The sequence below is a fragment of the Acinetobacter sp. AOR41_HL genome (assembly GCF_027854645.1).
Lineage (GTDB): Bacteria > Pseudomonadota > Gammaproteobacteria > Pseudomonadales > Moraxellaceae > Acinetobacter > Acinetobacter nosocomialis.
The window spans coordinates 1-15892 of the sequence record NZ_JAKTHZ010000019.1 but is presented as its reverse complement, the minus strand read 5'-3'; the positions used below and the strand labels follow the sequence as shown (position 1 = coordinate 15892).

Below are 15892 nucleotides of genomic sequence, written 5' to 3'. Positions count from 1 at the left end.
TCTGGAAAATCTTAGAAATAGAGCTAAACAATTTCTTGTAAATTATTGCGCGGCTGCGAGCTGGAACTGCCGAGGAGTTACCCCTGTATGCGCTTTGAAAGCTTTATGAAAATGGCTTTGATCACTAAAACCTAAGTTGACGGCCAGCTCTGCGAGTGAAATTCCCTGTTTAAGGAGTTCTCGAGCTTGGTTAATTTTTAAATTTATTTGAAAAGCATGGGGTGTTAGACCGACATTTGCTTTAAATAACCGTATGATCGCATAACGGCTCAGACCAATCTGCTGGGCAAGTACCTCTAAAGAAATAAAATCCTCAGAAGAGGTAATTACATTAATTAAATCTAGAAAATCTCTATATAAGTACTGCGGTTTTTGTATTTCTTCTAAAATAAAATGAGGCAATAATAAATCTATAAGACAATCAAAAAGCGCCTGTTCCTTTTCAAGAATTAGCTTTTGCGTATCAAAAAGTGTCTTATTCATTTCAGTAAAAGCTTTGTATAAAGTTTCATCTTTTATAATGATCGGCTTATGCTGTGGCAGATGCAAATCAAAACCTTGCTGTTGAAACTCTGAATATAACTGGCTTAACCAAGTCAGATCTAAATGCAACATTTGGTAACTCCAAGCCATATTTGGCTTAGGATTACAAGAATGCTCAATATGGGCGGGTACAATAACTAAAGTACCCGCGGAGATCTCTTGCGCAGTGCTAAAAGAACTTTTAAAAATACTATTCCCTTCGTCTACAGCACCAATTGAAAATGTTGGATGGCTATGAGACTTATAACATGTTCGGCTAAAACACGACCTTCGAGTTTCAACATATGGCATTCGCCGATCTTGCCAAAACTCGAAAGGTTGAGGAATAGCGTTCATTGAATCGATTAGCCCGCTAATGCTTTTTCAATATCGGCTTCCAATGCCTCTGGTTTAGTTGTAGGTGCATAACGATTTAAAACTGAACCATCTTTGCCAACCAAAAACTTGGTAAAGTTCCATTTAATACTACTACTTCCCAAAATTCCTTTTGCTTCACGTGTTAAATATCTAAAAATCACATGAGCTTCAGGCCCTTTCACATCGACTTTGGCAAACATAGGGAATTTCACCCCATAATTTCGCTGGCAGAAAGCCCCGATTTCTTTATTATTTCCTGGATCTTGCCCACCAAACTGGTTGCAGGGAAAACCTAAAACTTCCAAACCTTGATCTTTATATTTTTCATAAAGTTTTTCGAGGCCCGCAAACTGTGGAGTAAAACCACATTTACTGGCAGTATTTACAATTAATAAAACTTTACCTTTGTAATCAGCAAATTGCTTAATATCACCTTCTAACAATTCAGCTTCAAACTGATAAATGTTACTCATGGATAAGTTTCCTCGTCATTTTTTTCTTGTGTTTTAAGTTGTAATGATGCCGAGTTCACACAGTAGCGTAAACCTGTCGGCTGTGGTCCATCTTCAAAAACATGCCCAAGATGGGCTTCGCAATCATGACAAACAATTTCAGTTCTGACCATACCATGTGTTAAATCTTCATGTTCATCAATAACAGTTCCATTTACTGGGCGAAAGAAGCTTGGCCAACCGCAACCGCTATCGTATTTTGCATCTGACGAGAACAATTCCGCGCCACAACAACGACAAACATAAGTACCGTGCTGCTTAGTATTCCAGTATTGCCCCGTAAAAGCTGGTTCAGTGCCCTTTTGTCGTGTTATCCGATATTCTTCTGGTGATAACTCTCTTTGCCATTCCCGGTCTGTTTTATTAACTTTTCCCATGACATGCACCTTTTATTCTGATGTAAACATAAATTGATAATCGTATTTTATATTTACGCCATTCATTAAAAAAACACTAGTCTCTGAACGTAAAATTTGTTGGAATTTAATCATCTAAGCAATAGAAAGCAAAAAGTAAGCAAATTACAAAAACAAAAGTAAGCATATTTATGCTTTATTTTCTTTCAGGGAAGCAAAGATGGTGCTATTCTTGTTTGGCACGGTTGTATAGGACAAAACATGTCTCAGAAAAAAAGTGTGCTTTTCCAGCAACTATTACCAGTTATCAAAGAGTATCAGCAATCGGGTTTTACCCATGAAAAAATTGTTGAATTACTAAAAGATCAACATGATCTAAATTTGGTAACGGTTAAAACATTTAAAAGTTATTTATACCGATATGCAAAAGTGAACCCAGCTATGTCTAAAAATACTGCTACTCTCCAATCCATGCCAACTTCTCGGGAAATTAAGAAATCATCGAAGCTTGAGCATGTTTGCTATGACATTCGCGGACCTGTATTACGAGCCGCCAATGAAATGGAAGAGCAAGGACATAAAATCATTAAGCTAAATATCGGCAACCCTGCTCCATTTGGTTTTGAAGCACCACAAGAAATTATTAATGACGTTGCTTTAAACCTACCAAATGCAATTGGCTATGTTGACTCAAAAGGTATCTTCCCTGCACGTAAAGCGATCTGCCAGTACTACCAACAAAAAGGTATCTTAAATATGCACGTTAATGACGTGTATATCGGTAACGGCGTGTCTGAACTTATTGTAATGGCTATGCAAGGTCTACTTGATGATGGCGATGAAATGCTAATTCCAATGCCGGACTATCCGCTTTGGACAGCAGCCGTTAATCTTTCGGGTGGTACTGCTATTCACTATAAATGTGATGAAGAAAATAGTTGGTATCCAGATATTGCCGATATTGAAAGTAAAATTACTTCAAATACCCGTGGTATTGTGATTATTAACCCGAACAACCCAACTGGCTCGGTATATCCACGCCACGTGCTTGAACAAATTGTGGCTCTTGCCAAGAAATACGATTTGATTTTATTTGCTGACGAAATTTACGACAAAATTGTTTATGACGGAATTGAGCACGTTTCGGTTGCCTCTTTAGCTGGCGATCAGTTATGTATTTCGTTCAATGGTTTATCAAAAGCTTATCGTATTGCTGGTTTCCGCTCAGGTTGGATGGCAATCACAGGCGATAGAAGTCGTGCGGCAGACTATATTGAAGGCTTAGATATGTTAGCTTCTATGCGTTTATGCGCAAACGTACAAGCTCAATATGCAATTCAAACTGCGCTTGGCGGCTATCAATCCATTAATGACTTAATCCGCCCGGGTGGTCGTCTATATGAACAGCGCAATATCGCATGGGAAATGTTAAATGAAATTCCTGGGGTAAGCTGTGTAAAACCAGAAGGTGCAATGTATTGTTTCCCACGACTTGATCCTAATATTTACCCAATCGAAGATGATGAAAAGTTAATGTTAGATTTACTTCGTGCCGAAAAAGTACTTTTGGTACAAGGAACGGGATTTAACTGGCCAACACCAGATCATTTCCGAGTTGTTTTCTTACCTGCAGAAAATGAATTACGCGAAGCAATTGGTCGCTTAGGTCGTTTCTTAGCAAATCGCCGTTAAAAAATGCATAATTAAAAAAGGCATCTAATTAAGATGCCTTTTTTATTTTTATACCATTTATGCAGGTAGTTAAAAACTTACCCACTTCATTTTAAGCATACTTAAAAAACAACTTAGCATATTGATTCAAATATGTTTTTTATAAAACAAATTCATTTTAATCTCTTCTTAAAAAGAAAATAATATTTTTTACCATTCGATTAAATTCTTATATTTTTCCTGTATTTCCCTTCTCGCTATTATGCAAAAAATGCATGAGTTGATATTTTTTTGCATTTCACACTGCTTCAAAATCGAGCAACAATCCCTTTCCATAACAACATCACCATATTCGATTCGGTTAACACTGATGCAGATTTAGGAAGATGAAATCAGTTAACGGACCGAACTGAACTTACAAGGAAAGCTTTTCAATCATCTCTAGCCCATCTAAAAGATGATTGAACCCAAAGGATAGAGGTTCATATGAAGCAAAAGAAATTGCTCAAGTATATTGTGGTTGCTATTTTATTAGGAGTATTGACAGGTTGGATCTGTCACCACTTCTTTAATGAAGGTGAGCAACTGAAGCAAATCGCTTCTTATTTCAATATCGTCACAGATATCTTTTTACGCCTCATCAAAATGATTATTGCACCACTGGTATTTGCCACAATTGTGTCTGGCATTGTATCTATGGGTAAATCAACTTCTATTGGTAGTATCACGCTTAAGTCAATGACTTGGTTTATTACTGCGTCATTTGTATCGCTTGCAATCGGTATGGGTTTAGTCAATTTTTTTCAACCCGGCGCGGCATTAAATTTAGTATTACCAACAGCTCAAGAACTCAGTAGCGCTTCTCTCCCAGCGACTACTGGCTTTACACTACAGTCATTTTTAAGCCATGTTTTTCCACGCAGTATTGCAGAAGCCATGGCGAACAATGATATTTTACAAGTGCTTGTTTTTGCTATTTTCTTTGGTTCAGCACTCGCATATGTCAATCAGGGTAAAGAAAAAGACTCCGTTATTATTCGTCTAACAGATGAACTCAGTAAAATTATGTTCCGTATTACTGATTACGTCATGAAATTTGCACCTATAGCAGTTTTTGCAGCGATTGCTTCTGCAATTACAGTACAAGGTTTAGGATTAATTGTTGACTACGGAATTTTAATTGCAGAATTCTACTTTGGGCTTTTATTACTCTGGGTTGTTTTATTCTCGGTGGGTGCAATCGTACTGAAAAAAGATATCTTCCGTTTAGGCAAGTTAATTCGTGAGCCTGTAACCCTTGCTTTTGCTACAGCTTCTAGTGAATCAGCTTATCCTAAAGTTATGGACGCCCTAAATAAGTTCGGTGTGCCTAAAAAAGTGACGAGCTTCGTTTTACCTTTAGGTTATTCATTTAATCTTGATGGTTCAATGATGTATACCACCTTTGCGGTACTCTTTATTGCTCAGGCTTACCACATTGATTTGAGCTTTACCCAGCAAATCTTAATTTTGTTAACCCTTATGGTAACAAGTAAAGGTATTGCAGGTGTTTCGAGAGCTTCTATTGTTGTAATTTCAGCAACACTCACGATGTTCCATTTGCCTGAAGCTGGCATTTTGTTATTGCTTGGAATTGACCAATTCTTAGATATGGGCCGCACCGCTACAAATGTGGTTGGTAATAGTATTGCTACCGCAGTTGTGGCAAAACTTGAAGGTGACAAAGTTGCTGATATTGAAGAGTCGCCAGAACCTGTATTAATTAAAACAACACAAGAACAAACGATCGCTTAAGTTTCTCTTTTCTCCCACTCTCCCAACTAAAGAGCAATTTTATATGACCAATAAAATTGCTCTTTTTTTTATTCTAAAATTAAACAATAAAAATTTACCGACATTTTTATATTAAATAATGAACTCAATAATAGGTTTTAGTTCCTATTAAATTTCTTAATTTTAAACCTTAAAAAGAGAATAAAAACCAAACAATCAAAATTTATATTTTTAAAAATATAGATCAAGTGCTTACTTTTTAATTCAATTTATTTTTTATTATTTATATTAAATAACTGAAATTATTATTGAGTTTAACTGCATGAATTTTAATATTATTTATAATTTTAACTATAACATTAAAAATCAACAATATAAAATTATCATCTGGTAAATAAAACTTTAAAACCACCTATTATTTTTTATTTTTATAATAATAAAAAATTCATTTGTAATCTTTATATAAAAAAGTGAAAAAAGAGAGATAAATTAGAAAAACTTAATAGATTTTTTATTTTTTTCATGATATTTATTAGCGCTGAATAAGAGCAATGACTAAATGATTGTTGTTGAAACAAAATGATATTCAGGGATGCTTCTTATTCAAATAAGTTGCGAATATGTTTTACATGGTATGTATTTTGCTTAGGAAAAGCAGGCGTATTCAGCAAACTTCTACTTCGTCACTTCATAAGGATATTTTCGATGTTGACTAAAACTGTTAAATCTTTCGGTTTAGCTATGGGCTTATTGGCCTGCTCTCTCCCTCTTTACGCAAAAAACAACGTTGTTGTCGTTGCTACTGGCGGTACAATCGCTGGTGCTGGTGCAAGCTCAGCAAATAGTGCAACTTACACAGCAGCAAAAGTTCCAGTTGATGCTTTAATCAATGCAGTGCCACAAATCAAAGATTTGGCAAATGTGAGTGGTATTCAAGCATTACAGGTTGCTTCTGAAAGTATTACTGACAAGGAATTATTACAAATTGCTCGTCAAGTAAACGACCTTGTTAAAAAGCCATCTGTTAATGGTGTGGTAATTACTCACGGTACAGATACTTTAGAAGAAACAGCGTTTTTCTTAAATCTTGTTGTTCACACTGACAAGCCGATTGTTGTTGTTGGTTCTATGCGTCCTTCAACTGCACTTTCAGCAGATGGACCACTTAACCTTTATAGCGCAGTTGCTTTAGCAGCTTCTGATGAAGCAAAAAATAAAGGCGTAATGGTTCTCATGAACGACTCTATTTTTGCTGCACGTGATGTAACTAAAGGCATTAACATTCATACAAATGCTTTTGTTAGTCAATGGGGTGCTTTAGGTACATTAGTTGAAGGTAAACCATACTGGTTCAGACAGTCTGTTAAACGTTTTACAAATGCTTCAGAATTTAATATTGAAAATATTAAAGGTGATGCACTTCCACTTGTACAAATCGTTTACGGTTCAGACTCTATGCTTCCTGACGCTTATGAAGCATATGCAAAAGCTGGCGCTAAAGCGATTATCCATGCAGGTACAGGTAACGGTTCTGTTGCGAACTATATTGTTCCAACTTTACAAAAACTTCATGATAAAGACGGTATTCAAATTATCCGTTCATCACGTGTGCCACAAGGTTTCGTATTACGTAATGCTGAACAACCTGACGATAAATATGGTTGGGTAGCTGCTCATGACTTAAACCCACAAAAAGCACGTCTTCTTGCAGCTTTAGCTCTTACTAAGACGAATGATGCTAAAGAAATTCAACGCATGTTCTGGCAGTACTAAATTTTTCAACCAGCCCAAATCAGTTTGGGCTGGTTCTTTTCTCCTGCTTCAAAAGACGCAACATCTTTGATCAATCCTCTACTTTCGTGTTCTCAACATTCTGTTTAAATACTAAAATCCATAACAGTTGCCAAAATATTAAGCATTTCGTTTGAACTTTGCGTGTTAAACTATGCTTCGGTCGCATTAAGGATTGGTTTATGCAGTTTGTTCATCTCGGTATTTACACAGAATTTTCGATTACAGAGTCGATTGTTCGCATACCCGACTTGGTCAAGGCTGCTGTAAAGGATGAAATGCCTGCGCTGGCACTTACCGACTTATCTAACCTTCATGCTGCTGTAAAGTTTTATAACTCTTGCCTCAAGAAAGGTATTAAGCCTATTTTGGGTAGCACAATCCGTCTTAATGATGCCCAGCATCGTGCAACTTTGCTTGCAATGAGCGATATCGGATGGAAAGGACTGACTGAAATTGTTTCGCGTGGCTTTATTGAAGGTCAGCAACTCAGTATTCCTTGTGTACAAAAAGAATGGGTTCTAGATCAGCATCAAGATATTATTGTTTTACTTGGCCAACATAGTGATGTTGGGCAAATGCTTTGCTCATCTAATCCGCAAAAAGCAGAACCCTTACTTGAAGAATGGATCGAAAAGTTTGGCAATCGAGTTTATCTTGCTTTAACACGTACTGATCGTGCCGGTGAAGAAGATTTTATTCAAGAAGCTGCCAAGTTAGCAGCTAAATATAATATTGGGGTAGTTGCCCACAACGATGTGCACTTTGTTGAAAAAGAAGATTTCGAAGCACATGAAGCACGTGTATGTATTGCAGATGGTTATGTTTTAGCAGATGACCGACGTCCACGTTTGTATAGCCCTGAACAGCATTTCAAAACTTCAGATGAAATGATTGAGCTGTTTTCAGATATCCCGAGTGCTATTGAAAATACCTATCATATTGCTAAACGCTGTAATGTCAGCTTAAAACTCGGCACTTACTTCTTACCTGAGTATCCAATTCCTGATGGCTTTACCATCGATACCTATTTTGAGCACTTATCAAAAGAAGGTTTGGAAGAGCGTTTAAACTATCTCTACCCAGTTGAAAAACGTGGTGAAGATTGGCCTGAAATTCGTAAGCCTTATGATGAGCGAATTGATTATGAAGTCGGAATCATTCTTAAAATGGGATTCCCTGGCTACTTCCTCATCGTCATGGACTTCATTCAATGGGCAAAAAATAACGGTGTCCCTGTAGGGCCAGGCCGTGGTTCTGGTGCTGGTTCATTGGTTGCATATAGCTTAAAAATTACCGACCTTGACCCTCTTCGTTATGATTTGCTCTTTGAACGTTTCTTAAACCCAGAACGTGTATCGATGCCCGACTTTGACGTCGATTTCTGTATCGCAGGTCGTGACCGTGTTATTGATTACGTATCACGTACTTATGGGCGTGAAGCAGTTTCTCAGATTGCAACTTTCGGTACCATGGCTGCAAAAGGTGCGATTCGTGACGTTGCCCGTGTCTTAGGCAAGTCTTATGGTCTAGCTGACCGTATTTCAAAAATGGTTCCAACTAAACCACTCGGTGTAGATTTAGCAACCGCTATTGAGATGGAACCTCAGCTTAAAGATATCGTTACCAACCCTTCAAATCCAGATAATGATGATGCCAGTGAAATTTGGGAAATGGCATTAAAGTTAGAAGGTATTACTCGAAATACAGGTAAACATGCCGGTGGTGTTGTTATTGCGCCAGGTAAAATTACTGACTTCTCTGCAGTACTTTGTGATGCAGACGGTACGAACCGTGTAGCTCAATACGATAAAGATGACGTAGAAGCTGCAGGTCTCGTAAAATTCGACTTCTTGGGCTTACGTAACTTAACGGTTATTGAAGATGCAATTCAAAATATTAATAAAAACCGTGGCAATGATCCTTTAAACATTTCACACGTCCCTCTTGACGACCCTAAAGCTTACTCTGTCTTTGCCGATGCAAATACAACCGCAGTATTCCAGTTTGAATCCGTCGGTATGAAGCGAATGCTTAAAGAAGCACGTCCAAGTAAATTCGAAGAAATTATTGCGTTCGTGTCTTTGTATCGTCCGGGCCCGATGGACCTGATTCCTGACTTTATTCACCGTATGCATGGTGGAGATTTTGAATATCTTCATCCATTGCTGGAAGGCGTATTAGAGCCAACTTACGGGATTATGGTTTACCAAGAACAGGTAATGCAAACTGCACAGATTTGTGCGGGTTATACACTCGGTGGCGCTGATTTACTTCGCCGTGCAATGGGTAAAAAGAAACCTGAAGAAATGGTGAAACAACGCCAAATCTTCCTTGAAGGTGCTGGACAAAAAGGCATTGACGAAAGCACAGCCAACCATATCTTTGACTATATGGAAAAGTTCGCAGGCTATGGTTTCAACAAATCTCACGCAGCTGCTTATGCCCTTGTTGCATACCATACAGCATGGTTAAAAGCTCATTATCCTGCCGAATTTATGGCAGCGGTAATGTCATCGGAAATGCAGAACACTGACAGTGTCGTATTTTTGATTGATGACTGTCGAAATAATGGACTTGAGGTCTTACCTCCGTCAGTTAACATGTCGACTTATCATTTCCATGCCAGTGATGATAAAACCATCGTTTATGGTTTAGGTGCAATTAAAGGTGTTGGTGAACAGGCAATGCAGTCTGTTATTGACTCACGTCGTCAACAAGGGCCTTATACTGACCTATTCGACTTCTGCCACCGTATTGATTTGAAAAAAATCAATAAACGAACTTTAGAGGCACTTATCCGTGCTGGTGCGCTTGATTGTTTAGGTATTGAACGTTCGAGCTTAATGGCTCAATTGCCTGAAGCCGTACAAGCCGCTGAACAGGCACGTAGTAACCGTGAAAGCGGTATTATGGATTTATTTGGTGAGGTTGAAGAAGTTCAACGTAAACCAGCTAAACCTGTTAAGCCATGGAGTGATGAAGTTCGTCTTAAAGGCGAAAAAGATACACTTGGTTTGTATTTAACGGGTCACCCAATTGATGTGTACCGCCAAGAACTCAAAGCCTTTATTCCTGCAAAACTTAATGAAATTACCGCAACTCGCCGCGGTGTAACGACTGTTTATGCAGGACTCGTCCTTGACGTAGCGAATTTCCCGAACCGTGTTGTTATCGTACTTGATGACGGTACGGCACGTATTGAAGTCAGCTGTAACCACGAACGTTTCCAGCGCTTTAAAGATATTATTCAAGTTGAGCGTGTAGTTGTCTTTGAAGGCGAGATTTATGAGCGTGAAGGCTTTGATCGTCCAATGGGACGTCTGAACAAAGCATTTAGCTTAAATGAGATCAGACAAAAACGTGCCAATAGTATTCAAATCAAATTAACTAATGATTTAATGCAACCAAGTTTGGCAAAAGATCTACAAAATATCTTATTGCCTTATTGTAATGTTGATATGCATCAGCATATTGCAATACATTTACAGATTGACCAACCCTATGCTCAAGCTGAGCTTCAGCTTGGGCCGCAGTGGAAAGTCGCACCTTTAGATGAACTACTTGCCAAACTAAGAGATTACTTTGGTAAAGATAATATTCATATTGAATATCAGGTAAAATCTAAGGCAGCTAAAGCAGCGGAACCTGTTCGTCCACAACCTGTTGCCTCACCTCCTGTGGACATGACTATTGATGATGCGTTGGATTCATACCAAAGCGAAGTTTCTCAATATTCGTAATTTCTGGAAATCTTATGAGTTTGTTTGACGACACCGCCGTGTCACAACAATTAGCACAAGTGCGTATTGTCATGGTCAATACCACTTTACCAGCTAATATTGGCAGTGCTTTACGCGCAATGAAAACAATGGGCTTGAGTAAGTTAGTTCTGGTTTCACCAAAAACCTATCCACATCCAGATATTCAGGCGCTTGCTGCTGGTGCACAAGATTTATTAGAACAAGTTGAAATTGTTGAAACACTCGAAGACGCCATTAAAGACTGTCATTTAGTTTTTGGAACGAGTGCGCGAAGTCGTACTATTCCATGGCCTTTGCTTGACGTGCGCCCTGCTTCAAAAGAAGCAATTAAAGCAGCTTCACAAGGTCAACAGATTGCGATCGTTTTTGGACGTGAAGACCGCGGTTTAACCAATGAAGAATTGGCGTTAGCAAACTATCACCTTACTATTCCTGTAAACTCAGACTATGGTGTACTTAACGTTGCTCAAGCGATTCAAGTCGTATGTTATGAACTTCGCATGTCGGTATTAGAGCAAAAAGAATCAGTTTCTGATGATGGGCAAATGCCACTTGCTCAAGGTCAAAGCATGCAGTGGGATGAGCCTTTAGTCACTCAGCAGCAAATGGAAGAGTTTTATCCTCATTTGGAAAAAATGCTGACGGAAATTGAATTTTTAGATCCAGAAAATCCACGTTTATTACCTTTACGCTTGCGTCGTTTATTTGGTCGTATACAATTAGATCGTATGGAATATCATTTACTTCGCGGTATTTTTAGTCGTGTTCAAGCCCTCACAAGCGGCAAATGGAAAAAAGCATCATCGGACAAGGAGGATCAATCCAATGCTTAAACAGCTTAAAGAAGATATACAGGCTGTATTCGCGCGAGATCCTGCTGCACGAAATACACTCGAAGTACTTACCACTTACCCAGGTATACACGCTTTACTTTTGCATAGACTTGCACATGAGCTTTGGAAAAAAGATTGCAAAGGTACTGCCCGTTTTGTTTCTTCATTTAGCCGTTTTGCAACCGGTATTGAAATTCATCCCGGTGCTAAAATCGGCAAACGCTTCTTTATCGATCATGGTATGGGCGTTGTGATTGGTGAAACTGCTGAAATTGGTGACGATGTAACGCTATACCACGGTGTTACTCTAGGTGGTACTACATGGAATAAAGGCAAACGCCATCCAACCTTAGAAGATGGTGTAGTTGTAGGTGCCGGTGCGAAAATATTAGGACCGTTTACAGTCGGTAAAGGTGCTAAAGTCGGTTCAAATGCAGTGGTGACAAAAGCGGTACCCGCTGGTGTAACAGCAGTTGGAAACCCTGCTCGCTATATTTATAAAGATGCCGACAAAACTAAAGATAAAGATGAAGAGCGCCGCCGTGATTATGCGCAGAGTATTGGTTTTGCTCCATATGCGACTACTGCTGATCAGTCTGACCCAATTTTAGAAGGAATGCGAGTTTTACTTGACCGTATTCAGCACAATGAAACGCGTATGAATAATTTGTGCCAACGCTTATCCGAACTTGACCCCACTTTCAAAAAAGAAAGCCAAGATGAACAGCCTTTTAGTGATGAAGAGCTAAAAATTCTTGAAGAAGTTCGTCGTGAATGCGGTGCACAAAACAAGACATCAAAAACGTAATATTCTTGATTCATAATGTAACACGCTTACCCTTGCATGTGGGTTTAGCTTTTCCTAGACTTAGCTGTACCAAATCTGACTTTACTAAAATGAACGGAAGATCCTATGAATTTTAAGCCATTGGCGTATTTAATCCTTGCAACTTCTAGTTTAACAGCGTGTACAATGGCACCTGTAAAAGAACAAAAAATCGAACCTTTTGTTTTCAAGGAACCAGAGCTTACTCCTCCATTTTATGCGTTAAATCCATTTAATTATGATGCTCCACCTGCGTTTGAAGTTGCTTTAAAAGATGCCGCAGCACAGCCTGTAACTAAAATGGTGGTCACTCGTCAGGACGATCCAACTAAATCGCTAACATTAGATACAAATAAACTGATTGTACCTACCATCAATAATTCACAACGTTCGATGAAGTATGCAGTTTTAGCTGGCGATAATGAAATTGACGTGACTGAAATTGATGACTTCTTACAACTTGTTGAAGGTAAAGCTCGTCACTACCCGCCTCGCTTTACTGATCGTCAAGAACGTAAAGGTTTTGAGAGCAAACTCAAAGAAGTAACTCAGCGTTTAGATACTTTAGCCGCTAATCCAAATGCTTCATTTGATATTTTAATTCGAGCATTTAAAGCAAGTGTACTTGCTCGTAACCTTGATTTAGGTACTGCCCATACCACTAGATCTTTAGAATATGCTCAAAGACTTTTAAAAATTAGCCCAGATGATCCAGAAACTAATTTCTGGTTTGGTTTTGGTTTGTCTGAAGGTGGTGGTCAACGTGAAGCTATTCCATACTTAGACAAAGCCATTAAAGGTGATGTTCAAGAAGCATATTTAGCTGCTGCAAACAACTATATTGCAATGGAACAAAAGAAAAACGCGATTCAGACCTTAAAAAACTACAAGGTTAAATATCCTGACGAAGCTGAAGTTGCAGATCGTTTGATTCAAGAAATTGAAAAACAAGGTCGTTGGAATGTATGGCAAATTTTAACAAACCCTGCTATGGCACCAGCTACTCCAACTGCACCAGCAAAAAAATAAGAGTATAAACTTAGTAAAAAGGGCTGATTTGACAGCCCTTTTTTTATATTTGATCAATTGAAAAATACTTTAAAATTTGTATGATCTGCATATTACTGATCCACATATTTGACCATAATGTTTGTTAGAAAAAGAAACTCAGCGCTCTTCACGGTCATACTCCTCGGTTCAATTCTGAGTGGATGTCAGGTGGTAAATGTTAAGCAACAGGCCCTCAACGTCACTATTGCAAACGAACGTAATAGTATTCTTACCCAAGATAAATTGAGTGAAGCAAGTCTTAACGTTTTGTCTATGTCAGGACAAGAAGCCAAAACTTGTACAGATTCCCCTGATACCTGTGTTAATCAGCTTAAAAATCTTCCACAAATTTTAGATGAGCAGCTTTTATCTGCCGCGAGTGAAATGTATCTGGCAAAAGCGATGGCTTTATCAGATTCTTCCGAATGTAAAATTAGTCGGTTCACTAAACACAAAGCTTCTGATGAACAAAAAGCAATTCAGAACAAATATGACGATTGCTTAGACCAACAATTGAGTTTACTCGATAAGAGCATTCGTTATAGTTATGCCTACTTATTTTCAACAAAACGTCAACCAACCGATCGTATTTTTGATAATAGGCAAGTTCAAATACGAGACTTTTATAATCAAGCCATTGCTAAAATGGTGAGTATTTATGATCTAAGATACCCTAAAAAAAATGTGGTAGAACCACAAATCCATATTGGTAAGAGTGTCTACTCAATTGACTTTGAGTTTCATAGACAGTTAACTGGTCAAAAGTTAGAAAAATTAATTTCAAGTTATAACTTAAACTTTTCTGGTTTAAAAACTATCAACCGCCGTGATGGTTTCGGTTCTGAATTTGTGGCTGTTTTCCCAAGTTCAGAAAAAGAAGATATTAATGAATACATTTTAGACCCCCTCAATTACAGCTATAAAAATGGTGTGAATCCGAATATTCACCATGCACGTTATTTAGCAGCAACTATTGTTGCCGAACCTAAAAAAGCCAAAACTGTTGAAGAAATTATTAATGATCCAGAATTTGTAATCCGGGTTTATGATCCTTATCGAACAGATAATATTAATGTCGCTGGTAAGCAATACCCTTTAGCTGCCAACTTCTCGGCTCCTTATGGTTTATGGTTAGCTGAAAATAACTTAGGTGTAGCCGCTTATTTAAGCCTGATTGATCGTGATCAGCATTTAACCATGCCGCATTTATATATGCTCGAACCTTATAATCCAAACCTTTGTACACGACAAAAAAAGACAACTCATTGAAATAATGGCATAATACTTGTTTTCTGACGATGAATATGATGACACATTTCAATGAGTTACATCTCATCTTAAACAAATATCTAAAGTGGAACAAGTCACGTGTAAAATGTTTTACACTGATTATGCTTGCATTAATTGTAAAACAGACATGTAATCTTTCTTCTGCATCTAAAGCCTTACCCATCAAGTGCTTACCACAATCATTTTATCGACGTATACAACGCTTCTTTGCAGATCAGTATTTCGATTATCGTCAAATTTCTCAGTTAATTTTCAATATATTTTCATTCGATAAAGTCCAATTAACTTTGGATAGAACCAATTGGAAATGGGGAAAACGAGATATCAATATCTTGATGTTAGCCATCGTCTATCGTGGAATAGCGATACCTATTGTTTGGACATTGCTCAATAAACGTGGAAATTCAGATACAAAAGAGCGTATTGCTTTGATTCAACGCTTTATCTCCATTTTTGGTAAAGATCGTATTGTGAATGTGTTTGCAGACAGAGAATTTATCGGTGAGAAATGGTTTATATGGTTAATTGAAAATGACATTAACTTCTGTATACGTGTTAAAAAAACTTTATTGTGACCAATCACTTAGCCAAGAGTCATAAAATTAGTGATTTATTTCGTCATCTTCAAGTTGGTCAAACTGAATGTCGTAAACGACGTATTTGGGTTGGTCGAGTGAAACTGTATATTAGTGCGTTACGATTAGAAGATGGAGAACTTTTACTTGTTGTTTCTCCTATGTTTAATGCTTCTGCTATTGGTGATTATGCATTACGCTGGGAAATCGAAACCTTATTTAGTTGTCTCAAAGGACGTGGATTCAATCTTGAAAATACTCGTTTAACAGACCCTAGACGAGTCAAGAAATTGATAGCAGTGCTAGCGATCGGTTTCTGTTGGTGCTATTTAACAGGTGAATGGCAACATGATCGAAAAAAAGCGATAAAAATAAAGAAGCATGGACGACTTTCAGTAAGTTTATTTCGCTACGGTTTGGACTATGTTCAAATGGCTATTCTACGTTTGATTGGTTTTGGAAAAAAAGAAGAATTTAAGAAAGTGCTCGCAATTTTAAGAAAGAAAAAGCCTGATAGGACAAGGGCTCTATGAAATTTGTCGTGTACAGAG

At 37.9% G+C, this 15892-nt stretch carries 11 protein-coding genes and 1 pseudogene; 9 read left to right on the top strand and 3 right to left on the bottom strand.

Going from position 1 to position 15892, the window contains the following annotated elements:
* Positions 1-42: 42 nt before the first annotated feature.
* Genes MKL35_RS05815 through msrB form a run of 3 tightly spaced genes read right to left on the bottom strand, consistent with a single transcriptional unit; the run spans position 43 to position 1789 of the window.
* Positions 43-888 carry an AraC family transcriptional regulator gene (locus MKL35_RS05815; RefSeq protein ID WP_025466842.1) on the bottom strand — a complete coding sequence of 282 codons (846 nt, stop codon included), beginning with the start codon at positions 886-888 and terminating at the stop codon, positions 43-45.
* Complete coding sequence (locus tag MKL35_RS05810; protein WP_002050111.1) at positions 888-1373, bottom strand: glutathione peroxidase; 486 nt, start codon at positions 1371-1373, stop codon at positions 888-890. The genes MKL35_RS05815 and MKL35_RS05810 overlap by 1 nt, the downstream gene beginning before the upstream one ends.
* Complete coding sequence (gene msrB, locus MKL35_RS05805; protein WP_002050224.1) at positions 1370-1789, bottom strand: peptide-methionine (R)-S-oxide reductase MsrB; 420 nt, start codon at positions 1787-1789, stop codon at positions 1370-1372. The genes MKL35_RS05810 and msrB overlap by 4 nt, the downstream gene beginning before the upstream one ends.
* Before the next feature lie 240 nt (positions 1790-2029).
* On the opposite strand from msrB, the gene MKL35_RS05800 reads away from it, so the two are divergent.
* The 9 genes and pseudogenes from MKL35_RS05800 (at position 2030) to MKL35_RS05760 (ending at position 15874) form a co-directional block, all read left to right on the top strand.
* The gene (locus MKL35_RS05800; RefSeq protein WP_004709244.1) at positions 2030-3460 is read left to right on the top strand and encodes a pyridoxal phosphate-dependent aminotransferase; all 1431 of its coding nucleotides are present in this window, start codon (positions 2030-2032) and stop codon (positions 3458-3460) included.
* 465 nt (positions 3461-3925) lie between these two features.
* Complete coding sequence (locus MKL35_RS05795; RefSeq protein ID WP_002049955.1) at positions 3926-5233, top strand: dicarboxylate/amino acid:cation symporter; 1308 nt, start codon at positions 3926-3928, stop codon at positions 5231-5233.
* 684 nt (positions 5234-5917) lie between these two features.
* The gene (locus MKL35_RS05790) at positions 5918-6985 is read left to right on the top strand and encodes a type II asparaginase (protein WP_002050061.1); all 1068 of its coding nucleotides are present in this window, start codon (positions 5918-5920) and stop codon (positions 6983-6985) included.
* A 200-nt stretch (positions 6986-7185) separates the two neighbouring features.
* Complete coding sequence (gene dnaE / locus MKL35_RS05785; RefSeq protein ID WP_032011950.1) at positions 7186-10746, top strand: DNA polymerase III subunit alpha; 3561 nt, start codon at positions 7186-7188, stop codon at positions 10744-10746.
* A 14-nt stretch (positions 10747-10760) separates the two neighbouring features.
* Positions 10761-11600: an RNA methyltransferase gene (locus MKL35_RS05780; RefSeq protein ID WP_004709247.1), complete on the top strand. Its 840-nt coding sequence runs from the start codon at positions 10761-10763 to the stop codon at positions 11598-11600.
* The gene (gene cysE / locus MKL35_RS05775) at positions 11593-12408 is read left to right on the top strand and encodes a serine O-acetyltransferase (RefSeq protein ID WP_000917698.1); all 816 of its coding nucleotides are present in this window, start codon (positions 11593-11595) and stop codon (positions 12406-12408) included. Before MKL35_RS05780 ends, cysE begins: the two co-directional genes overlap by 8 nt.
* 105 nt (positions 12409-12513) lie before the next feature.
* Positions 12514-13455 carry an ABUW_2363 family tetratricopeptide repeat lipoprotein gene (locus MKL35_RS05770; protein ID WP_032011949.1) on the top strand — a complete coding sequence of 314 codons (942 nt, stop codon included), beginning with the start codon at positions 12514-12516 and terminating at the stop codon, positions 13453-13455.
* 117 nt (positions 13456-13572) lie between these two features.
* A pseudogene (locus tag MKL35_RS05765) lies at positions 13573-14712 on the top strand (alpha/beta hydrolase); the annotation flags it as partial.
* A gap of 71 nt (positions 14713-14783) precedes the next feature.
* A protein-coding gene (locus MKL35_RS05760; RefSeq protein ID WP_208728222.1) for an IS4 family transposase occupies positions 14784-15874 on the top strand; the annotation gives its coding sequence in 2 pieces (ribosomal slippage) (positions 14784-15324 and positions 15324-15874; 1092 coding nt in all).
* Positions 15875-15892 lie beyond the last annotated feature (18 nt).

Excerpts from the sequence above, each read along its gene's own strand:
- MKL35_RS05810 (WP_002050111.1), bottom strand. The coding sequence starts at position 1,373 with ATGAGTAACATTTATCAGTTTGAAGCTGAATTGTTAGAAGGTGATATT.
- msrB (WP_002050224.1), bottom strand. The coding sequence starts at position 1,789 with ATGGGAAAAGTTAATAAAACAGACCGGGAATGGCAAAGAGAGTTATCA.
- MKL35_RS05800 (WP_004709244.1), top strand. The coding sequence starts at position 2,030 with ATGTCTCAGAAAAAAAGTGTGCTTTTCCAGCAACTATTACCAGTTATC.
- MKL35_RS05795 (WP_002049955.1), top strand. The coding sequence starts at position 3,926 with ATGAAGCAAAAGAAATTGCTCAAGTATATTGTGGTTGCTATTTTATTA.
- MKL35_RS05790 (WP_002050061.1), top strand. The coding sequence starts at position 5,918 with ATGTTGACTAAAACTGTTAAATCTTTCGGTTTAGCTATGGGCTTATTG.
- dnaE (WP_032011950.1), top strand. The coding sequence starts at position 7,186 with ATGCAGTTTGTTCATCTCGGTATTTACACAGAATTTTCGATTACAGAG.
- MKL35_RS05780 (WP_004709247.1), top strand. The coding sequence starts at position 10,761 with ATGAGTTTGTTTGACGACACCGCCGTGTCACAACAATTAGCACAAGTG.
- cysE (WP_000917698.1), top strand. The coding sequence starts at position 11,593 with ATGCTTAAACAGCTTAAAGAAGATATACAGGCTGTATTCGCGCGAGAT.
- MKL35_RS05770 (WP_032011949.1), top strand. The coding sequence starts at position 12,514 with ATGAATTTTAAGCCATTGGCGTATTTAATCCTTGCAACTTCTAGTTTA.